Raw genomic sequence first — 17,162 nt, forward strand, 5'->3', positions numbered from 1 at the left:
CCATCCCCCCATGAGTTCGGAACTGCTCGTCGATGTCTCCGCGGGCATCGCCGTCCTCACCCTCAATCGCCCCGCCCAGCAGAACGCCTTCACCCCCACGATGGCGGCCGAGCTGGGCGCGGCCCTGGCCCGCTGCGACGCCGAGGACGCGATCCGGGCCGTGGTCATCACCGGCACGCCGCCGGCGTTCTGCGCCGGTGCCGATCTGTCCCACCGCGTCGGCGAGGTCAGCGCGACCATCGAGCCCGCGCCCTGGCGGGTGCGCAAGCCGGTGATCGCGGCGGTCAACGGGCACGCGGTCGGCCTCGGGCTGGCGCTGGCCCTGCAGTGCGACCTGCGGTACCTGGCCCGCGACGCGGTGTACGGACTCAACCAGGTGCGCCGCGGCGTGCTCGCCGACGGCTACGCGCACTGGACGCTGCCGCGCCTGGCCGGCATGGCCAACGCCGCCGACATCATGCTCACCGGCCGCACCTTCGACGGCGAGGAGGCCAAGGCGATGGGCCTGGCGAACGCCTGCCTGGCCGGCGGCGAAGTGCTGCCGACGGCGCTGTCGGTGGCACACGATCTGGCCAACGGCTCCGCGCCGCTACCGGTCGCGCTGTCCAAGCGCCTGCTCTGGGAGAGCCTCGGCATGACGCCGGGCATGGTGGGCAGGCTCGAGTCGGAACTGAACGCCCACGTGGCCAAGAGCGTCGACGGCGGCGAGGCGATGGCGGCCTTCCGCGACCGCCGCCAGCCGAACTGGACCGGCAGCATCAGCACCGAATGGCCCACCTGGGACGAGAATTCGGAGCCGGACCGCCCCAGCCTCGACTGACCGCCTCGGCACCCGGCAGCGCACCCGAGGCACCCGCTCAGGCGTTGCCGCCGAGCACCACCAGCAGGAACAGCACCGCCATGATGATCATCAGCACGGTGCCGACGACGCCGAGGATGTAGCCGACCATCACCTGCACACGGCCGCCGATCGCGCCGCCGGACGCCTCGATCTGGTCGAGTGCCCGCTTGCCCAGCGCCCACGCCACCGGGCCGAGGACACCGCAGCAGAGGATGCTCGCCGCACCGAGAAACAACACCGCCGTGGCGTGTGGATGCTCGATCGGCGTGCCGATGGGCTGATTGGGTATCACCACCAGCCGAATTCTACGGGGCCCGAGCGCATCCGCGCGTCTTTTACCGCCGCACCGGGTCACCCGGGCGTTTCGCGCACGGCCGCGGACGGCGACCGTAAGCGCTTGCGGCGCAGTGGCGTTCGGTCAGCGGCGACGCTGGCGGGTGATCTCGGAGAGCACCACACCCGCCGCGACCGAGGCGTTCAGCGATTCGACCGGCCCCGCCATCGGAATGCTCAACACCGAGTCGCAGGTCTCGCGCACCAGCCGCGACAGGCCCTTGCCCTCCGAACCGACCACGATCACGGTCGGATCGGTACCGTCGAATTCGTCGAGCGAGGTGTCGCCGCCCGCGTCCAGGCCGACGATCTGCATCCCCTGGTTGGCCCAATCCTTGAGCGTGCGCGTCAGATTCGTCGCGCGCGCGACCGGCAGCCTGGCCGCCGCGCCCGCGCTGGTGCGCCAGGCCACCGCGGTGACGCTGGCGCTGCGGCGCTGCGGAATCAGCACGCCGTGACCGCCGAACGCGGCCACCGAGCGGATCACCGCGCCGAGATTGCGCGGATCGGAGATGTTGTCCAGCGCGACGAGCAGCGCGGGCTCGGCCGAGGAGCGCGCCCGCTCGGCCAGATCGTCGGGGTGGGCGTAGCGGTACGGCGGCACCTGCAACGCCAAGCCCTGGTGCAGACCGTTGGAGCTCATCCGGTCCAGGTCGGTGCGCAGCACCTCGAGAATCGAGATGCCGGTGTCGGCGGCCAGTTTCACGCTCTCGGTGAGCCGCTCGTCGTTCTCGGTGCCGACGGCCACGTACAGCGCGGTCGCGGGCACCCCCGCGCGCAGGCACTCCACCACGGGATTGCGGCCGAGCACCAACTCCGGGCCGTCGTCGTTCTTGCGGCCGGCCGGACGCCCCGCCGCACCACGCGGGCCGGCCTTCGCCGCGGCCTTCGCCTTGGCGGCGGCCCGCTTGGCCGCCGGATGCTTGGTGCGCATCTCCGCGGGCGGTGTGGCGCCGCGGCCCTCCAGTCCGCGCCTGCGCTTGCCGCCGGAGCCGACGACCTGCCCCTTCTTGGTGCCGCTCTTGCGCACGGCGCCGCGTCGTTGCGAATTCCCTGCCATCAGTTCGCCTTTCCGCGCGCGGTGCGCAGCGACCACTCGGGGCCGTTCGGGGTGTCGGTGACGTCGATGCCCGCGGCGTGCAGCCGGTCGCGCACCGCGTCGGCGGTGGCCCAGTCCTTGTCGGCGCGCGCCTGCTGGCGTCGGTCCAGCTCGGCGCGGACCAGCACGTCGAGCGCCGTCTGGGCGACCGAATCGTCCTGCTTGTCGTCCCACTGCGGGTCGAACGGGCACACGCCGAGAATGCCGAGCATGGCGCGGACCTGACCGCCCAGCTCGCGCGCGGTGTCGACGGCGCCCGCCTCCAGCGCCTTGTTGCCCTCGGTCACCAGGCGGAACACCTCGGCCAGCGCGCGCGGCACCGCGAGATCGTCGTCCATCGCCTCGGCGAACGCGTCGGTCCATTTGCCCACCGGGATCTCCCCCACCCGCTCGGCGGTGCGGTGCAGGAACGCCTCGATGCGCTGGTACCCCGCCACCGCGTCGTCGAGCGCCTTGTCGGAGTATTCCAGCATCGAGCGGTAGTGCGCGCTGCCGAGATAGAAGCGCAGCTCCACCGCGCGCACCTTGGTGAGCATGTTCGGCACCGAGAGCACGTTGCCCAGCGACTTGGACATCTTCTCCCCGCCCATCGTCACCCAGCCGTTGTGCAGCCAGTAGCGGGCGAAGCCGTCACCGGCCGCCTTGGACTGGGCGATCTCGTTCTCGTGGTGCGGGAACACCAGATCCATACCGCCGCAATGGATGTCGAACTCGGCGCCGAGGTAGAACTCGGCCATCGCCGAGCACTCCAGATGCCAGCCGGGGCGACCGGGGCCCCACGGGGACGGCCAGCTCGGCTCACCGGGCTTGGCGGCCTTCCACAACGTGAAGTCCCGCGGGTCGCGCTTGCCCTCGCCCGCGCTCTCGCCCTGGTGTACGTCGTCGAGCTTGTGGCCGGACAGGGCGCCGTACTCGGGGTAGCTCTGCACGTCGAAGTAGACGTTGCCGGCCGAGGCGTAGGCGTGCCCGCGCTCGATCAGCCGCCGCATCAGCTCGACCATCTGGGTGATGTGCCCGGTGGCCCGCGGCTCGGCCGAGGGCGGCTGCACACCCAGCAGCCGGTAGGCGCGATCGAAGGCACGCTCGTAGGTGGCCGCCCACTCCCACCACGGGCGGCCCGCCTCGGCGGCCTTGTTCAGGATCTTGTCGTCGATGTCGGTGACGTTGCGGATGAACCAGACGTCGTAGTCGTGCGCCTGCAGCCAGCGGCGCAGCACGTCGAAGGCCACTCCGGAGCGCACGTGACCGATGTGCGGCTCGCCCTGCACGGTGGCGCCACAGAGGTACACCGAAGCGCGGCCGGGAACCAGCGGCGCGAATTCGCGCATGGTTCGGCTTTCGGTGTCAAAGAGGCGCAGTGTCACGGGGGCGATCCTAGTCGGTCGTAGCAGGGCGTTCGTGTCGCGGCTCGACGGAACGCGGCCGCGGTGCTATACGCGCGGCCGCAGCAGCGCGGTGGCGACCGCGGCGATGCCCTCGCCGCGGCCGGTGAGGCCGAGTCCGTCGGTGGTCGTGCCGGACACCGAGACGGGCGCGTCGAGCAGGTCACCGAGCACCCGCTGGGCTTCGGCGCGGCGCGGTCCGATCTTCGGCCGGTTGCCGATCACCTGCACGGCGGCGTTGACGACCTCGAAGCCCGCTTCGCCGAGCAACCGCCTGACCTCGGTGAGCATGGCCGCGCCGGAGACGTTGGCCCATTCCGGACGGCCGGTGCCGAACACCGCGCCCACGTCGCCCAGCCCGGCCGCCGAGAGCAGCGCGTCGCACAGCGCGTGCGCCGCCACGTCACCGTCGGAATGCCCGGAACAGCCGTCCTCGCCCTCGAAGAGCAGCCCGGCCATCCAGCACGGACGGCCCGGCTCGATGGGGTGCACGTCGCTGCCGATTCCCACTCGCATGCCGACGACGTTCTCACACCGTCGACGGGGCGCCGAGCGGGGGCGGCGCGAGTTCGGTCACAGCGCGGCGCGGCGGTCGAGCAGCGTTTCGGCCAGCCGCAGATCCAGCGGCGTGGTGATCTTGAAGGCGAGCGGATCACCGGCGACGGTGTGCACCGGCTCGCCGAGCCGCTCGACCAGGCCCGCGTCGTCGGTGGCCGGTACGTCGGCCGCGTACGCCGCGCGCAGCAGATCGGCGGTGAAGCCCTGCGGAGTCTGGACGGCGCGCAGCGCGGCGCGGTCGGGCGTGCCGGTGACGACGCCCGCGGCGTCGACGGACTTCACGGTGTCGACCACCGGGAGGGCGGGCACCACCGCGCGACGACCCGCGCGGAGTTCGCCGACGATTCGCCCGATCAGCGCGGGCGGGGTGAGCGCCCGAGCGGCGTCGTGCACCAGGAAATATCCGGCATCCGGAGCGGCGGCGAGTCCGGCGCGAACCGAATCGGTCCGCTCGGCACCGCCGACCACGACCCGCACGACCTCCGAGGGCGGCAGCAGGGCGACTGCGCTCTCGACCCATTCGGCGGGCACCATCACGATGATGCGGTCGACCACCCCGGCGGCCAGCAGGCCGTCGACAGCGAGTCGAACCATGGGTGTGCCGCCGACCGGGACGAACGCTTTGGGAGATTGCTCACCCAGGCGCACGCCACGACCGGCGGCAGGAACCAACGCAACGACGGAACCGTCGTTGTCGGCGTCGTTCACGGTCAGGAAGCCGCTGCGAGGACCTCGTCGAGCAGCGTCTCGGCCTTGCCGTCGTCGGTGCCCTCGGCGAGCGCCAGCTCACCGACCAGGATCTGCCGGGCCTTGGCCAGCATCCGCTTCTCACCGGCGGACAGGCCGCGGTCCTGCTCCCGGCGCCACAGGTCGCGCACGACCTCGGCCACCTTGTTCACATCGCCGGAGGCGAGCTTCTCCAGGTTGGCCTTGTAGCGGCGGGACCAGTTGGTCGGCTCCTCGGTGTGCGGCGCACGTAGCACCTGGAAGACTCGATCGAGACCCTCCTGGCCCACGACATCGCGCACGCCGACGTATTCGGCGTTCTCCGCGGGTACGCGTACGGTCAGGTCGCCCTGGGCGACCTTGAGGACCAGGTATTCCTTTTGCTCACCCTTGATGGTGCGAGTCTCGATTGCTTCGATCAGCGCCGCTCCGTGGTGGGGGTAAACGACGGTGTCTCCGACCTTAAAAATCATGTGTCCCGTGCCCCTTTCGATGTTCACAGTTTAACATGCGACTCGATAACGGCGCGATCAACTGTGCAGGTCAGGGCCACAACGAGGGCACCGCCGGGGTTGACAGAACAGCCGGGGTGTGCATCACGTTGTGCCAGAACGAGTTATCGACGGGCATCACCTGCGGCTGCCCGGAACGGGTGTCGTGGCGGTCACGTGGCAAACCCCCGCGCAACCCGTCAACCGTTATGCAACGGATGCCGACGCGCCCGTGTCGACGACCCCGTAACCAGCGCGCGCGAGTCGACTACTACGCTGCCTAGTTACTACTCTCCGTAGCGGAGTGTGCCCGGTCGACATGGAGGACAAGCCGTGACTGCCCTGAACTCACGTCTGATGGTGACGGTGGCCGCATTCGCCGCCGGCGCCGCGCTCGCGCTGTCCGGCTGCAGCGCGGGTCAGATCTCGCAGACCGCGAATCAGGCTTCGGCGATCAACGGCAACTTTGCCGACGTCGAGGAGATCTCGCTGCGCAACGTGCACATCGTGTTCCCCGGCGAGGGCTATACCAACACCCAGGGCGGCAAGGCGCTGCTCGCGCTGTCGGTGGTGAACAACAGCGAGACCACCGCCGACGAGCTGACCAGCATCACCACCGACCTCGGCCAGGTCGAGATCACCCCGCCCGCCGGCAAGTCGCGCTTCGAGATCGGCCCGCAGCAGATCGTCGTCGCGGCCCCCGCGCAGACCGGCGCGTCCGCCGCGGGCGAGCACGGCGACGGCCACGGTTCCGCGACCACCTCCCCCGCCCCGACCACCACGGCACAGCCCGCCGCGGACCAGGACGAGGCCGAGCACGCCCTCATCGAGATCACCGGGCTCACCAAGGACATCACCCCCGGCCTCGCCTACACCGTCTCGTTCAACTTCAAGGAGAACGGCACCGTGCAGGTCCAGGTGCCCGTCGACGCGGGCACCGAGGCCGAGCGGCACGAGTCGCCGCTGTCCGGCCCGGCGCCGGAGGGCCACGGCGGCGGCCACTGAGGCGCCCCACCGCCACCCCGATCCAGACCGAAAGGCTGTCGCACCCGGTGCGGCAGCCTTTCTCGTTCTGTCGGCCCGGCTGCGTATCGTGCCGGTGTGGCAAAGACCAAGGCGATCTTCCGGTGCTCGGCCTGCTCGCACGAAGTGGCCAAATGGGTGGGCAAGTGCCCGGACTGCGGCGCCTGGGGCACGGTGGACGAGGTGGCGGTCTCGGCCACGGCGCCGGGTGCGCCCGGTCGGCGCGCGATGCTGCCGAGCACCGCGGCCGCACCGATCTCCGCGATCGATTCGCAGGTCACCAAGGCCCGCCCCACCGGAGTGTCGGAACTGGACCGGGTGCTCGGCGGCGGGGTGGTGGCCGGATCGGTGGTGCTGCTCTCCGGTGAACCCGGGGTGGGCAAGTCCACCCTGCTGCTCGAGGTCGCCCACCAGTGGGCGCGCCGGCCCGGGGAGAAGGCGCTCTACGTCACCGCCGAGGAGTCGGCCGGGCAGGTCCGGCTGCGCGCCGACCGCACCGGCGCCGTGCACGAGCAGGTCTTCCTCGCCGCGGAGTCGGACCTGTCCATCGTGCTCGGCCACGTCGAGCAGGTGCGGCCGACGCTGCTGGTGGTGGACTCGGTGCAGACCATGCTCGCGCCCGAGGCGGAGGGCGTCATCGGCGGTGTCACCCAGGTCCGGGCGGTGACCGCGGCACTCACCTCGCTGGCCAAGGCCAGCGGCATCGCGGTGCTGCTGGTCGGTCACGTCACCAAGGACGGCAACGTGGCCGGGCCCCGCACCCTCGAGCACCTGGTGGACGTGGTGCTCCAGTTCGAGGGCGACAAGAACTCCACGCTGCGCATGGTGCGCGGCATCAAGAACCGCTTCGGCAGCGCCGACGAGGTGGGCTGCTTCGAACTGCACGAGGACGGCATCGCCTGCGTGGACGACCCGTCCGGGCTGTTCCTGCACCACCGCACCGACCCGGTGCCGGGCACCGCGGTCACCGTGGCCATGGACGGCAAGCGGCCGCTGGTCGGCGAGGTGCAGGGGCTGACGGTGAAGACCGAGATCCCGGCACCGCGCCGCGCGGTCAGCGGCCTGGACTACAACCGGGTCGCGATGGTGCTCGCGGTGCTGCAGAGCCGCGGCCGGGTGTTCCTCGGCAAGCACGACGTGTACGCCGCCACCGTCGGCGGCATGCGGCTGGCCGAACCCGCCGCCGACCTGGCCATCGCACTGGCCATCGCCAGCGCGGAATGCGATACCGCGCTGCCCGCCGGCTGGGTGATCCTCGGCGAGGTCGGCCTGGCGGGCGAGGTGCGCAAGGTGACCGGTGTGGCGCGGCGGCTGGCCGAGGCCGAGCGGCTCGGTTTCACCACCGCGCTGGTGCCGCCCGGCTCGGAGCGGTTGAAGGGCGCGACCATTCGCGTCCACGAGGTCGGGGACGTGCGTTCGGCGTTGCGCATCAGCGGATTACGCGGACGCAAGTCCGGCGGTGACTGATTCCGCGCCGATCAGGCGATACCCGTCAGGCGATGTTGAACGGCTCGGCGGCGCTGCGCACCGAGCCCAGTTGCGCCACAACGGAATAGGCCCCCGGCGGGACCGGGACGCGCTCGCCCGCGCAGTTGGGCTGCGAAGTGGAGCCGGACCAGGTGACCTGGAAGGCCGCCTGTTCGCCGCGATCGAGGGTGCGCACGTCGGGATGGCCGTCGGGGTAGCAGTCGGTGCTGGCCCAGAGCCTGCGGGTGCCGTCGAGGGTCTGGACGAAGACCTGCTGGGCGGCGGAGCCGACGTCCCGCGCGCACGGCTCGGCGGAGATGTTGGTGATCACGATGCCGAAGACCGGCTGTTCCCCCACCCGGTAGGTCGGCTGCGCGACGGTCACCTTCACCGCCAGCGACTGGTCCGGGCACTGGTTGGCCACCGGCGCCTCGGCGGTCGTGCTCGCCCCGGAGGACTTGGGCGCGCTCGGATCGGCGCTGCCGGACGGTTTGGTGGTCTCGGTGGCCCGGTCGGCCGAGGAGGTCGAGGTGGTCGTGGCGGCCGCCGCGTCACCCGGCGAGTCACCGCCGCGCGCCACCATCAGCACGAGCCAAATCACCAGCGCGAGCACCACGACGAGGATCCCGACGGCGAAAACGCGACGACGCCAGTAGATCTCCGGTGGCAGCGGTCCAGTCGGTTCCAGCACGATTCAAACTTACGGCCACCGCGGGGTGCGTTGGTTCAGGACCTCGGCGTGTCGGCCCCGCAGGGGGCCGCGCGCCGAGGTCGACGCCCACCGCACGCTGGAGTTATGTCGGCTGTGTCTGGTTCAGACGACTTCACCGATGTTGCCGACGACACGCTCCAGCTGCACCTTGCCCTCGGCCAGCTTGTAGGTCACGCACGCGATGGCGAGCTGGCCGGACTCGACCTTCTCGGAGATGATCATCGAACGCTGCATGAGCAGCTTGCTCGTCTCCACCACGTGTCGCGCTTCCATCTCGTCCACGCTGGACAGCCCTTCGCGGCGGCCGACCAGGATGGACGGGGCGACCCGCTCGACGACGCTGCGGATGAACCCGCCGGGCACCTCGCCGCCGTCGAGGGCGTCGATGGTGGCCTTGACGGCGCCGCAGCTGTCGTGGCCGAGCACCACGATCAACGGCACGTCGAGCACCGCCACGCCGTACTCGATGGAGCCGAGGACCGAGCTGTCGATGACGTGGCCCGCGGTGCGGACCACGAACATGTCGCCGAGGCCCTGGTCGAAGATCAGTTCGGCGGCCACGCGGGAGTCACCGCAACCGAACAGGATCGCGGAAGGATGTTGCCCGGCGACGAGCTTGGCTCGGTCCGCGGCGCCCTGGCTAGGATGCAGCAGGTTGCCACTGACGAATCGCTCATTTCCCTCGCGGAGGGACTTCCAGGCGCTGATCGGGTTGGAGCGAGGCATATCAACCATTGTGCACACGAGCATCATTACCAGCGAGTCGGTCCCGTTACGGGCGGGCGAAGAGGACCTGGCGTGGTGGCGGCGGAGACGGTGAGGACAGTGCGGAGCGGGGCGGATCGACAGGTGGGCGCGCAGGTGGCCGACGGCGGCGGAATCGACCACGACGCGCTGCTGGACTGGTACGCCGCAGCGGCCCGCGACCTGCCGTGGCGGCGCCCCGGCGTGACCGCGTGGCAGATCCTGATGAGCGAGATCATGCTCCAGCAGACGCCGGTCGCCCGGGTGCAGCCGATCTGGCTGGAGTGGGTGCGGCGCTGGCCGGTGCCCTCGGCGATGGCGGCCTCCTCCCAGGCCGAGGTGCTGCGCGCCTGGGGCAAGCTGGGCTATCCGCGCAGGGCGCTGCGGCTGCACGAATGCGCCGGGGTGCTCGCCGCCGAGCACGGCGACGAGGTGCCCGCCGACGTGGACGTCCTGCTCGGACTGCCCGGCATCGGCGCCTACACCGCCCGCGCGGTGGCCTGCTTCGCCTACGGCATGCGGGTGCCGGTGGTGGACACCAACGTCCGGCGGGTGGTGGCCCGTGCGGTGCACGGCCGCGCCGAGGCGGGCAATCCGTCCGCGCGGGATCTCGCCGAGACCGAGGCGCTGCTGCCCGCGCAGGTCGAACCGGCCGCCCGCTTCTCGGCGGCGCTGATGGAGCTCGGCGCCACCGTGTGCACCGCCCGCAACCCGGATTGCGGCCGCTGCCCGCTACCGCACTGCGCATGGGTGAGCGCGGGGCGCCCCGCCTCGGAGGTGGTGCGGCGCACGCAGAAGTACGAGGGCACCGATCGGCAGGCGCGCGGCCGGCTGCTGGACGTGTTGCGCGCGGCCAGCGGCCCGGTGGAGCGGGTGCGCCTGGACCTGGCCTGGACCCGCGACCCCGGCCAGCGCGACCGTGCGCTGGACTCGCTGCTGGTGGACGGCCTGATCGAGCAGACCGCCGACGGCCTGTTCGCCCTGGCGGGCGAAGGCGAACGTTGAACCGGAGCTAGGGCGCGCCGAGCACCCGGTCGAGGAACCTCGCCACCTCCACGCGGTAACGCCGCGGCTGTTCGTCGTGCACCAGATGCCCGGCGCCGGCGACCCGCACGTACTCCGCGTGCGGATTGACCGCCGCCATCTCGCGCATCTGACCGGGCGGGGTGATGGTGTGCTCGCCCTCGATGAGCAGCGCGGGCACCCGCACGGCCCGCCACTCGGCCCAGAACGAGCGCCCGCCCCACTCCTCGGAGATGTCGCGGAAGGTGGCCACCGAGCCGTGCAGCCGGTACCCCTGCGGGCCGTGTTCGAAGGAGTTGAGGAAGTAGCGCCCGGCCACCGGGCCGAAGTACGACAGCACCGCGTCGGCATCGGGGAACGGCTGCGGCCAGGACTCGATCATCGCGGCCCAGTCGGCGGCGGTGCGGCCGGTGAAATCCGGGGCGATGTCCTCGACCACCAGCGCCCGCACCCGCTCGGGGTGGTGCGCGGCGAACACCCAGCCGTGCAGCCCGCCCATCGAATGCCCGATCACCGCCATGGGCTCGCCGATCCCGGCGGTGGCCTCGGCCAGGTCGGCGACGAACGCCTCGGTGGTGAGTTCCGGTGGCGCGGGGCGGCCGTGGCCTGCGGCGTCGAAGGTGTAGACGTGGCCGTGGCCGCGCAACCAGTCCAGGTGTCCGGCCCAGGTGCGCGCGCTGCCCATCAGTCCGTGCAGCAACAGGATCGGGGCGCCTGCGCCGCCTTCGTCGTACAACATCGCCTCGATTGTGCACCGGCGACCGACGTATTGTCGGGACATGGCAGTTGTGAAGATCAACGCGATCGAGGTCCCCGAGGGCGCCGGACCGGAGCTGGAGAAGCGGTTCGCCCACCGCGCGCACGCCGTGGAGAACTCCCCCGGCTTCCTCGGCTTCCAGTTGCTGCGGCCGGTCGCGGGTGACAACCGCTACTTCGTGGTGACCCAGTGGGACTCCGAGGAGTCGTTCGCGGCCTGGCGCGACGGCCCGGCGCGGGCCGCGCACGCCGGCAGCGGCGAGCAGAAGCCGGTCGCCACCGGCGCCTCGCTGCTCGAGTTCGAGGTCGTGCTCGACGTGCCCGCCAAGGCCGGCGCCGCGGAATGAGCTGATCACCTCGGCCGCACCGTATTGACGCCGCATGCGTCGCGGTGCCATTGTGCGAGGTGACCGAGCGAGGGTGACGCGGTAATCCCGGTGGAATTCCGGAGCGGTCGCGCCACTGTAGAGCCAGACACCGGCACCCTCGCACCACCGCCGACGGGACGCTGAATCCCGAGGAGGACACCCATGGCCATCGCGCATTCCCCCGCCACCAGGTCGACCGATTCGGTCGCCACCGTGCTCGTCACGGTCGGTGTCGTTCTGCTCGCACTGCTCACGCTCTACCTGGTCGGCTTCGATCAGGGCGCCGTCTCGCGCGGCGGGATGTTCCTGCACGAGCTGATGCACGACGGACGTCACCTGCTGGGTGTGCCGTGCCACTGACCGGATCACTGAAGACCCTGCTGCTGCGTGGCCTGCTGGCCGGTCTGATCGCCGGTCTACTGGCGGCCACCGTGGGACATTTCGTGGGCGAGCCGAAGGTCGAGGCGGCCATCGCCTTGGAAGAGGCCCTGGCCGCGACGCCGGAAGAGGCCCCGGTGGAGGCGGCGCATTCACACGAGGGCGCGGCTGCCCATTCGCACGGTGACGACGAGGCGTTGGTCAGCCGTACCGGGCAGAAATTCGGCCAGTTCCTCGCGCTCGGGCTCACCGGGCTGGCGCTGGGCGCGATGTTCGCCGCGGCGGCTCATCACGCCCGCCGCTGGACCGCACTGTCCGGGCCCGCGCTCGCACTGGTGCTGGCGGCGGGCGGCTGGGCGGCCGTGGTGGCGGTGCCGTTCTTCAAGTACCCGGCCAATCCGCCCGCGGTGGGCGACCCCGACACCATCGATCACCGCACACTGTTGTGGTTCGCGGTGGTGCTGCTCGGCATCGCCGCGGTGGGTGCGGGCGGGTTCGTTCACCGGCTGCTCGCCGGACACCCGGCGACGCTTCGGCTGATCGCGGGCGTGCTCGCGTTCGTCGCGGTCACCGCGGTCGGGTATGTGGCGTTGCCCGGCGTGGACGAGGTGCCCGCGGGATTCCCGCCCAGCCTGCTCTGGCAGTTCCGGGTCTCCTCGCTGGCGGTGTCGGCCACGCTGTGGACCGCGCTCGGACTCGGCTTCGCCGCGCTCACCGAACGCGCGGCCCGGTCGCGGGAACTCGTCGCCGCCTGAGCGCACGACACGGGAAAGGGCGGTGCGGTCTCGGGACCGCACCGCCCTTTCTCGTCGGCACCGTTCTTCTCGTCGGCACCGCTCTTCTCGTCGGCAGGGCGCTTTCTCGGCGCGGCCGGAGCTCAGGCGAGGGCGGCGTCCAGGCTGATGGAGTCGACACCGGCCAGCGCCTTCGACACCGGGCAGCCCGCCTTGGCGGCCTCGGCCGCCGCCTGGAACCCGTCGGCGTCCAGACCCTGCACGCGGCCACGCACGGTCAGCTGGATGCCGGTGATGCGGAAGCCGCCCGCCGGGTCGGGGCCGAGCGTGACGTCGGCGGTCACGTCCAGGCTCTCCGGGGTGCCGCCCGCATTGGCGATCTGCGCCGACAACGCCATCGCGTAGCAGGAGGAGTGCGCGGCGGCGATCAGCTCCTCCGGGCTGGTGGTGCCGTCGGCGGAACGCTTCGGGAACGACACGTCGTACTTGCCGACGCCGGAGCTGGCCAGCTCCACCTGACCGGAACCGTCCTGCAGACCACCTGTCCATGCGGTGCGCGCGGTACGTGTTGGCATCATTGTCCTTTCACGATGTGAGCCGTACTACTCCTGCACGATCGAACCTACCCGCGCGCCGCGTTCCGCGCGCCCGTTCCCCGGTCCCGTCAGGCGCGATTCGATTCGCCGGAGATCCGCTCGTCGAGCTGCTCGAGCATCCGCGGCCACACCTGCTGGTGCAGGTCGCGCACGGCCGCACTGGCGAAGCCTGCGTGCGCGAGCCGCAACCGGATGCCGCGCGGCTGCTTCACCAGCTCCACCCGCACCACCGTCTCGGCGCCCTCGGTGGCGGCGGTGACCCAGGTGAACTCCACCTCGCGGTCGGGGGTCAGCCGCAGGAACCGGCCGTAGTGCGGGTTGCGCTTGCCCTCGAACTCGGTCTCGAAATAGAACGGCTCGCCGACCTCTGGCCGCATCCGCACCGAGTCCGGCGCCGCGAGCCAGATGTCGAAGCCGCGGGTGAGCGCCGCGTAGAGCAGCGACGCGGGTGCCGTCATCACCCGCTCCACGGACAGCTCGTGCGGGCGTGCGGACAGATCGGGAAGGCGAGTGGACTGGTCGACCATGCCCGGACCTTACCCGGGAAAATCGTCGCATGACCGGAGCCGCAGCGGCACGGCCGAATAGGCTGCAGGGGTGACACCGCCAGGCATAGCGAATCGGGACTCGATCGTGCGCGACTGCGCCATCGCCTTGATCGTCGCGATGATCCAGGTCGCGGGTGGGCGTGCGGCGAATGTGGGGCAGACCGGGGTCCGTTCGCTGGATGTGCTCGGCTGCGTGTTGCTGCTGGCCGGCCCGATCGCCCTGGTTTTCCGGCAGGTGGAACCGCTGCCGGTGTTGGTGCTGGCGCTGGCCGCGTGCGGGATCTACCTGGCCCTGGACTACGGCTACGGTCCGGTGTTCCTCGCGCCCGCGGTCGCCTTCCTCACCGCCGCGGTGAGCGGATCACGCTGGTGGACTTATCCTTTCGTGCCCGCGAGCTTCGTGATATTCGTCTGGCCGGTGCCCGCCCTGCTCGGGCGCGGGCCCGGCGTGGCGGTGGTGTGCGCCGCGGCGGGGTGGCTGGTGGTGCTGGTGGCCGCGGCCGAGGCGGTGCGGGTGCGGCGGGCGATGGCGCGGTTGCGGGAGGAGCGCTTCGACGCGGCCCGGCGGGCCGAGGCCGCGCAGCGCGAGCGGTTCGCCTGTGAGGAGCGGCTCACCGCCGCCCGTGAACTGCACGACGTGCTGGCACACAGCCTTTCGCTCATCAACGTGCAGTCCTCGGTGGCGCTGGAGCTGTTCGAACGCAAGCCGATGCAGGCCCGCTCCGCGCTGGCGGCGATCAAGAAGGCCAGCAAGGATTCGCTCGACGAGGTGCACGCGCTGTTGCCGACCATCCGGCGCGGCCCGTTCGCCGGGCCACTCGCCGACGACAAGACCGCCGATCCGGACCGGCCGCGGCGGCCGGGCAAGCGCGGCGGCGTGAGCGGCAGACTCGGCCTGCCGGTGGACCGCACCCGGCACGACCGCGAGCCCCGCCGCGACCCGCGCCGGACCCCCGCCGAACCGGCGCCCGCCCCACGCGCCCCCGAGCCCGGTCTCGCCGACCTGGACGCGCTCGTCCAGCGCGCCCGCGCGACCGGGCTCACGGTGCAGATCAAGGTCGTCGGGGATCCGGTCGAGCTGCCCGAGGCCATCGATGCCGCCGCCGCGGGGATCGTGCAGGAATCGCTGACCAACGTCATCCGGCACGCCGTCGGCGCCACCGCCACCGTGACCGTCCGCTACACCGCCGAATCGGTCGACATCACCGTCGACAACGGCAGGCCCGCCGGACCGCAGACCCGGTCACCGGGAGCGGGGAACGGCATCATCGGCATGCGGGAACGGGCGCACGCACTCGGTGGCGCGCTGACGGCGGGTCCGCGGCCGAGCGGCGGCTACCGGGTCGCCGCCAGGCTGCCGGTGCGGGTCGCGCCGACGCCGCCGACCGCCGCCGGGAACGGCGGCGGCGCACCCGACCCCTCCGGCGCGGACCGGCCGGTCGAGCGCGTCGCATCGTCGCCGGAGCCCGAGGCGCCCGGTGGGAACGGGCACCCGTTGGAGACGGACAACTCGCCGCTCCCCGCCGAGGCGCGCGCACCGGAGTCCTGACCCGGCAACGACATTCGCACCCGATCGACATTCGCACCCGATCGCCGGGTGCTCGCCCGGCCGCCACCGGACGAGCACGGCCCCGGGTCAGGCCAGGTCCCGCCGGCGCATCAGCCACACCGTCGCGCCCGCGAACAACAGGGCGTAGACCGCCAGCAACACAAGGGATTCGCCGCGGGAGAGGATGTCGAGCACGCCGGGCGTGGCGGGCCCGTCGACGGTGCGCAGGGTGCCCGCCAGCGAACCGGCGGCGGTGCCGGGCAACCGGTCGGTGAGCGCCCGCAGCGGACCGAGAATGCCCGCGGTGCCGCGCAGCAGGTTCTCCACCACCAGCACCCACACCAGGCCGAGGCCGGTGGCCAGTGCCGGGCCACGCGCGACCGCGCCCAGGAAGGCGCCCGCCAGCGTCCACATTCCCAGAATGGCGGTGCCGTAGGCGATTCCGGAGAGGATGCGGCCGGCGTCGGGTAGCGCGAGCGACTGGGATTCCGCCGCGGCGATCAGGGCCGCGGTGCCGGTGTCGATCACGAACACCGCCACGACCAGCGCCACCGTCACCAGTGCGAGCGCGACCAGCGCCGAACCAGCCACCGTCACGCGCGAGGGCCCCTGGGTGAACACGGTTTTCCAGGTGCCCCAGCCGTAGCCGCTGCCCACCGCCAGCGCGCCGAGGATGAGCATCAGCGCACCGCCGAACATCGCCATGCCCTGGGTGAAGACCTCGGGCACCGCGGCGGGCAACATCTGTTGGAGCAGCACCTCTTTCGGCTGCGCGTCGGCCATCGCGCTCTGTTCGCCGGACCGGTAGGCCAGATAGTTGAACAGGTAGGCGAACACCAGATTCAGCACCACCCAGGTGCCGAGCACGATCCAGAACACCGGCCAGCGGCCCAGCCTGGCCAGCTCCGCCCGTACCGCGGTCGTCAGCTCGTTCATCGCAGCGCCCCTTCCGTTCCGGTGATCTCGAAGAACACTTCCTCCAACGACTTCTCGTCGACACGCAGCTCCAGCAGATCCGCCCCCGCCGCGACCACGGCACGCGCCACGTCGGGCGCCGCGTCGGCCGGTGCGTCGATGCGGATGCCCTCGCCCGCCCGCCGCACCGTCCCGGCGATCCCGCGCACCGCCGACAGTGCCGTCTCCCACGGCTCGGCACGCACGAACAGTGCTGCGCCGCCGCGCAGTTCGGCCACCGTCGACTCGGTGACCAGGCGCCCGTTCGCGATGACGCCGACCCGGTCGCAGATCTCCTGGACCTCGCTGAGCAGATGGCTCGACAGCAGCACGGTGTGCCCCTCGCCGGCGAGCCCGGCGATCAGCGCGCGCATCTCGGCCATCCCGGCCGGGTCGAGCCCGTTGGTCGGCTCGTCCAGGATCAGCAGGTCCGGGCGACCGAGCAGGGCTGCACCGACGCCGAGCCGCTGCTTCATCCCGAGCGAATAGGTGCGGAAGCGATCGCCTCCGCGGGCGGTGAGGCCGACGCGGTCCAGCGCCTCGTCGACCTCGGCCCGGCCCAGACCGCGATAGCGCGCGAGCACCCGCAGGTTCTCCCGGCCGGACAGGTAGGGATAGAAACCCGGACCTTCGATGAGCACGCCGATCCGGCGCAGCACTGCCGGATCGCCGGGCACCCCGCCGAGCACGGTCGCGGTACCCGCGCTCGGCCGGATCAGCCCGGCCAGCATGCGCAACGTGGTGGTCTTGCCCGCCCCGTTCGGGCCGAGGAATCCGTAGACCTCCCCGGCGGCCACGCGCATGCCCACGTCGTCGACGGCGGTGTGTTCGCCGTAGCGTTTGGTCAGCCCCGAGGTGACCACGATGGAATTCGTCATGC

Annotated in this window: 21 protein-coding genes; 8 read left to right on the plus strand and 13 right to left on the minus strand. The window is 71.7% G+C overall.

Translation table 11 applies throughout. From position 1 onward, the window contains the following. Positions 1–10 precede the first annotated feature (10 nt). Complete coding sequence (locus tag AMO33_RS18495; RefSeq protein WP_011206970.1) at positions 11–820, plus strand: enoyl-CoA hydratase/isomerase family protein; 810 nt, start codon at positions 11–13, stop codon at positions 818–820. A gap of 37 nt (positions 821–857) precedes the next feature. Here AMO33_RS18495 and AMO33_RS18500 read toward each other — a convergent pair whose 3' ends face one another. The 6 genes from AMO33_RS18500 to carD all read right to left on the minus strand — a co-directional run bounded on the left by AMO33_RS18500 (position 858) and on the right by carD (position 5,412). Then, a complete protein-coding gene (locus tag AMO33_RS18500) occupies positions 858–1,136 on the minus strand; it encodes a hypothetical protein (RefSeq protein ID WP_011206969.1) in 279 nt (92 codons plus the stop codon). Positions 1,137–1,259: 123 nt separating this feature from the next. Beyond that, positions 1,260–2,234 carry a 23S rRNA (guanosine(2251)-2'-O)-methyltransferase RlmB gene (gene rlmB, locus AMO33_RS18505; protein ID WP_060595035.1) on the minus strand — a complete coding sequence of 325 codons (975 nt, stop codon included), beginning with the start codon at positions 2,232–2,234 and terminating at the stop codon, positions 1,260–1,262. After that, a complete protein-coding gene (cysS, locus tag AMO33_RS18510) occupies positions 2,234–3,637 on the minus strand; it encodes a cysteine--tRNA ligase (protein WP_060593723.1) in 1,404 nt (467 codons plus the stop codon). Before cysS ends, rlmB begins: the two co-directional genes overlap by 1 nt. Positions 3,638–3,703: 66 nt before the next feature. Continuing rightward, complete coding sequence (gene ispF, locus AMO33_RS18515) at positions 3,704–4,171, minus strand: 2-C-methyl-D-erythritol 2,4-cyclodiphosphate synthase (protein WP_060593724.1); 468 nt, start codon at positions 4,169–4,171, stop codon at positions 3,704–3,706. Between the two features lie 57 nt (positions 4,172–4,228). After that, a complete protein-coding gene (ispD, locus tag AMO33_RS18520; protein ID WP_060593725.1) occupies positions 4,229–4,921 on the minus strand; it encodes a 2-C-methyl-D-erythritol 4-phosphate cytidylyltransferase in 693 nt (230 codons plus the stop codon). 2 nt (positions 4,922–4,923) lie between these two features. Beyond that, a complete protein-coding gene (gene carD, locus AMO33_RS18525; RefSeq protein WP_011206964.1) occupies positions 4,924–5,412 on the minus strand; it encodes an RNA polymerase-binding transcription factor CarD in 489 nt (162 codons plus the stop codon). 351 nt (positions 5,413–5,763) lie between these two features. Between carD and AMO33_RS18530 the strand changes: the two genes are divergently transcribed. Beyond that, a complete protein-coding gene (locus AMO33_RS18530; protein WP_076573951.1) occupies positions 5,764–6,435 on the plus strand; it encodes a hypothetical protein in 672 nt (223 codons plus the stop codon). Between the two features lie 96 nt (positions 6,436–6,531). Continuing rightward, complete coding sequence (gene radA, locus AMO33_RS18535; RefSeq protein ID WP_060593727.1) at positions 6,532–7,920, plus strand: DNA repair protein RadA; 1,389 nt, start codon at positions 6,532–6,534, stop codon at positions 7,918–7,920. Between the two features lie 25 nt (positions 7,921–7,945). On the opposite strand, the gene AMO33_RS18540 is transcribed toward radA, so the two are convergent. After that, positions 7,946–8,611, minus strand: coding sequence for a hypothetical protein (locus AMO33_RS18540; RefSeq protein ID WP_060593728.1), 666 nt, complete (start codon positions 8,609–8,611; stop codon positions 7,946–7,948). Between the two features lie 123 nt (positions 8,612–8,734). Next, the gene (locus AMO33_RS18545) at positions 8,735–9,358 is read right to left on the minus strand and encodes a carbonic anhydrase (protein WP_060593729.1); all 624 of its coding nucleotides are present in this window, start codon (positions 9,356–9,358) and stop codon (positions 8,735–8,737) included. Between the two features lie 123 nt (positions 9,359–9,481). Between AMO33_RS18545 and AMO33_RS18550 the strand changes: the two genes are divergently transcribed. Then, a complete protein-coding gene (locus tag AMO33_RS18550) occupies positions 9,482–10,381 on the plus strand; it encodes an HhH-GPD family protein (RefSeq protein ID WP_275896131.1) in 900 nt (299 codons plus the stop codon). Positions 10,382–10,388: 7 nt separating this feature from the next. On the opposite strand, the gene AMO33_RS18555 is transcribed toward AMO33_RS18550, so the two are convergent. Next, a complete protein-coding gene (locus tag AMO33_RS18555) occupies positions 10,389–11,138 on the minus strand; it encodes an alpha/beta fold hydrolase (RefSeq protein WP_060593730.1) in 750 nt (249 codons plus the stop codon). A gap of 40 nt (positions 11,139–11,178) precedes the next feature. Here AMO33_RS18555 and mhuD point away from each other — a divergent pair, with 40 nt between their 5' ends. From mhuD to AMO33_RS18570, 3 genes are all read left to right on the plus strand, one after another. After that, positions 11,179–11,502 (plus strand): mycobilin-forming heme oxygenase MhuD, encoded by a 324-nt coding sequence (gene mhuD / locus AMO33_RS18560; protein WP_060593731.1) that lies wholly within the window; start codon positions 11,179–11,181, stop codon positions 11,500–11,502. 183 nt (positions 11,503–11,685) lie between these two features. Next, entirely contained in the window at positions 11,686–11,883 is a 198-nt protein-coding gene (locus AMO33_RS18565; protein ID WP_060593732.1) for a CbtB domain-containing protein, read from the plus strand. Further along, the gene (locus tag AMO33_RS18570) at positions 11,874–12,656 is read left to right on the plus strand and encodes a CbtA family protein (protein WP_060593733.1); all 783 of its coding nucleotides are present in this window, start codon (positions 11,874–11,876) and stop codon (positions 12,654–12,656) included. The genes AMO33_RS18565 and AMO33_RS18570 overlap by 10 nt, the downstream gene beginning before the upstream one ends. A 122-nt stretch (positions 12,657–12,778) precedes the next feature. Here AMO33_RS18570 and AMO33_RS18575 read toward each other — a convergent pair whose 3' ends face one another. After that, positions 12,779–13,210 carry an OsmC family protein gene (locus tag AMO33_RS18575; RefSeq protein WP_060595037.1) on the minus strand — a complete coding sequence of 144 codons (432 nt, stop codon included), beginning with the start codon at positions 13,208–13,210 and terminating at the stop codon, positions 12,779–12,781. Between the two features lie 89 nt (positions 13,211–13,299). Further along, a complete protein-coding gene (locus tag AMO33_RS18580; RefSeq protein WP_060593734.1) occupies positions 13,300–13,758 on the minus strand; it encodes an SRPBCC family protein in 459 nt (152 codons plus the stop codon). Positions 13,759–13,828: 70 nt separating this feature from the next. Between AMO33_RS18580 and AMO33_RS18585 the strand changes: the two genes are divergently transcribed. Continuing rightward, positions 13,829–15,328, plus strand: a complete 1,500-nt coding sequence (locus tag AMO33_RS18585; RefSeq protein ID WP_060593735.1) for a sensor histidine kinase — start codon at positions 13,829–13,831, stop codon at positions 15,326–15,328. 87 nt (positions 15,329–15,415) lie between these two features. Here the strand turns inward: AMO33_RS18585 and AMO33_RS18590 are convergent, their stop codons facing one another. Together AMO33_RS18590 and AMO33_RS18595 are read right to left on the minus strand one after the other, a co-directional pair. Further along, positions 15,416–16,264, minus strand: coding sequence for an ABC transporter permease subunit (locus tag AMO33_RS18590; protein ID WP_060593736.1), 849 nt, complete (start codon positions 16,262–16,264; stop codon positions 15,416–15,418). Further along, positions 16,261–17,160, minus strand: a complete 900-nt coding sequence (locus AMO33_RS18595) for an ABC transporter ATP-binding protein (RefSeq protein WP_060595038.1) — start codon at positions 17,158–17,160, stop codon at positions 16,261–16,263. The genes AMO33_RS18590 and AMO33_RS18595 overlap by 4 nt, the downstream gene beginning before the upstream one ends. Positions 17,161–17,162: the final 2 nt, after the last annotated feature.

This window comes from Nocardia farcinica (genome assembly GCF_001182745.1).
In the GTDB taxonomy this organism is placed as follows: domain Bacteria; phylum Actinomycetota; class Actinomycetes; order Mycobacteriales; family Mycobacteriaceae; genus Nocardia; species Nocardia farcinica.